This window comes from Actinoplanes sp. NPDC048791 (genome assembly GCF_040650095.1).
GTDB lineage: Bacteria > Actinomycetota > Actinomycetes > Mycobacteriales > Micromonosporaceae > Actinoplanes.
Window position 1 is genome coordinate 1 of record NZ_JBEZGQ010001037.1, and the last position, 2844, is coordinate 2844.

Here is a 2844-nt window from a genome sequence, read left to right on the forward strand (position 1 = left end):
CCGACCTGGTCGTCATCACCGACGACAACCCGCGCACCGAGGACCCGGCCGGGGTCCGTGCCGCGGTCCGCCAGGGCGCCGAGCAGGCCGGCGCGGCCGCGAAGATCATCGAAGTGGCCGGCCGCCGGGCCGCGATCGACGAGGCGGTACGCCTGGCCGGTCCCGGCGACGTGGTGGCCGTCCTGGGCAAGGGACACGAGCGAGGCCAGGAGGTGAACGGCGAGGTGCTGCCGTTCGACGACCGGATCGAGCTGGCCGCGGCGCTGGCCGTACGCGCGGGCGGTGCCGCTTGATCCGGATGACCCTGGACGAGATCGCCGAGATCACCACCGGCCACCTCGTCAACGCCGACCCGGCCGCCACCGTCACCGCGGCGGTCGAGTACGACACCCGGGCGTTGCAGCCCGGCGGACTCTTCGTCGCCTTCGCGGGTGAAAAGGTCGACGGTCACGACTTCGCCGCAGCGGCCGTCGCCGCCGGTGCCGTGGGCGTGCTCGGCACCCGTGACACCGGACAGCCCGGGATCATCGTCGACGACCCGCTGCGGGCGCTGGCCGCGCTGGCCACGGTGGCCGTACGGCGGCTCCCGGAGCTGACGATCGTCGGGCTCACCGGCTCGTCGGGCAAGACCACGACCAAGGACTACATCGGGCAGCTGCTGGCCCGGCTCGGCCCGACCGTGGCGCCCGCCGGCTCGCTCAACAACGAGCTCGGCTTCCCGTACACGGTGCTCAAGGCGGACCCGGCGACCCGGTTCCTGGTGCTGGAGATGGGCGCCCGGGGGATCGGGCACATCCGCTACCTGACCGACATGACCCGGCCCCGGATCGGTGTGGTGCTCAACGTGGGCGCCGCGCACATCGGCGAGTTCGGTTCCGTCGAGGGCACCGCGCAGGCCAAGGGCGAGCTGGTCGAGGCGCTCGGCGAGGACGGTGTCGCGGTGCTCAACGCCGACGACCCGCTGGTCGCTGCGATGGCGTCGCGCACCGCGGCCCGGGTGGTGTTCGTGGGCGAGTCCGAGACGGCCACCGTACGGGCGGTCGACGTGACGCTGGACGAGCGCGGGCGGGCGGCGTACACGTTGATAACCCCCGCCGGGTCGGCGCCGGTGCGGCTGGCCGTGACCGGCCGCCACCAGGTCGGCAACACCCTCGCCGCCGCGGCCGTCGGGCTGGAGGCCGGGATGGCGCCGGCCGCCGTGGCCGCCGCGCTGGGTGAGGTCGGCGTCGTCTCCGGCCGCCGGATGGACGTCTTCGACACCCCGGGTGGCGTGACAGTCATCGACGACTCGTACAACGCCAACCCGTCGTCGACCGCCGCGGCGCTGCGGGCTCTCGCCGCGCTCGGGGAGGGCCGGCGCACCACAGCTGTGCTCGGTTACATGGCCGAGCTCGGTCAGTTCGAGACTTCGGGACACGAGGAGGTCGGCCGGCTCGCCGCCGAGCTGGGAGTCGACAGAGTGATAGCGGTCGCGGACAATGCCGCCCCGATCCTCGACGGCGCGGCAACGGTGCCCGCCTGGAAGGGTGAGGCGGTGCTCGCGGCCGACCAGGCGGCGGCCGTCGCGGTGCTGCGGGGCGACCTGCGGCCGGGCGACGTCGTGCTGGTCAAGGGATCGCGGTACCGGACGTGGGAGGTGGCCGACGCGCTGCGCGCGGATCCGGCCATGCAGGAGGTAAGCCCGTGAGGGCAGTCATCGTCGCGGCCGCGGTCGCGTTCATCATCTCGCTCTTCGGCACTCCGCTGGCCATCCGCGTGTTCACCGCGCTGAAGGCCGGCCAGCCGATCCGGGCCGTAGGCCCGGCCAGCCACCAGGGCAAGAAGGGCACCCCGACGATGGGCGGGGTGGCGTTCATCTTCGCCACCGTGCTGGCCTACGTGGCCGGGCACATCGCCCTGACCACGCTGCCGTCGGAGCAGATCGCCCAGGTCCAGCCGACGATGACGGCGCTGGTCCTGCTCGGGCTGTTCGTCTTCTGCGGCGCCGTCGGCTTCCTCGACGACTTCATCAAGGTCCGCCGGCGCAACTCCGCCGGGCTCAGCGCCAAGGGCAAACTGCTCGGCCAGCTGCTGGTCGGCGGCGGCCTGGGCGTCGCGGCGCTGTACGTGCCCAGCACCAACGGCCAGACGGTGGCGAGCGAGCACATCTCGTTCATCCGCGACATCAGCTTCCTCGACGTCGGCAAGGTCGGCTCCGTGCTGGTCTTCGTCTTCGTCATCATGTCGATGTCCAACGGCGTCAACCTCACCGACGGCCTGGACGGGCTGGCCACCGGCGCGTCGATCCTGGTGCTGGGGGCGTACGGGCTGATCGGGTTCTGGCAGTACCGGCACTGGTGCGGTGACGACACGTACGTGGCCAACCCGGCGAACTACTGCTACGAGGTCCGCGACCCGTTGGAGGTCGCGTTGATCGCGGCCGCGGCGGCCGGCGCCTGTGTCGGCTTCCTGTGGTGGAACACGTCGCCGGCCCGGATCTTCATGGGCGACACCGGCGCGCTGGGCCTGGGCGGCCTGATCGGCGGGCTCGCGATGGCGACCCGGACGACGCTGCTGTCGATCATCATCGGCGGCCTGTTCGTCATCATCACGATGTCCGTGGTCATCCAGATCATCTCGTTCAAGACCACCGGCAAGCGGGTCTTCCGGATGTCACCGCTGCAGCACCACTTCGAGCTGGCCGGCTGGAGCGAGGTCAACATCGTGGTCCGGTTCTGGATCGTGGCCGGGATCTGCGTGGCCATCGGTCTGGGCCTGTTCTACAGCGACTTCCTCGCGGTGATGGGATAGATCTCTCGCGACACGCCAGCTTCGCATCCCGGGGCTGGCGTGTCGCGCCACCAT

2 protein-coding genes and 1 pseudogene are annotated in these 2844 nt (G+C 71.6%); all 3 read left to right on the forward strand.

The window, feature by feature from the left end:
• Positions 1-293: pseudogene (locus AB0C29_RS41735) on the forward strand (UDP-N-acetylmuramoyl-L-alanyl-D-glutamate--2,6-diaminopimelate ligase); the annotation flags it as partial.
• Positions 290-1687 carry a UDP-N-acetylmuramoyl-tripeptide--D-alanyl-D-alanine ligase gene (gene murF / locus AB0C29_RS41740; protein WP_360832873.1) on the forward strand — a complete coding sequence of 466 codons (1398 nt, stop codon included), beginning with the start codon at positions 290-292 and terminating at the stop codon, positions 1685-1687. The pseudogene AB0C29_RS41735 and the gene murF, both read left to right, overlap by 4 nt.
• Positions 1684-2790 (forward strand): phospho-N-acetylmuramoyl-pentapeptide-transferase, encoded by a 1107-nt coding sequence (gene mraY, locus AB0C29_RS41745; protein WP_360548009.1) that lies wholly within the window; start codon positions 1684-1686, stop codon positions 2788-2790. The genes murF and mraY overlap by 4 nt, the downstream gene beginning before the upstream one ends.
• The last annotated feature ends 54 nt before the right edge of the window (positions 2791-2844 follow it).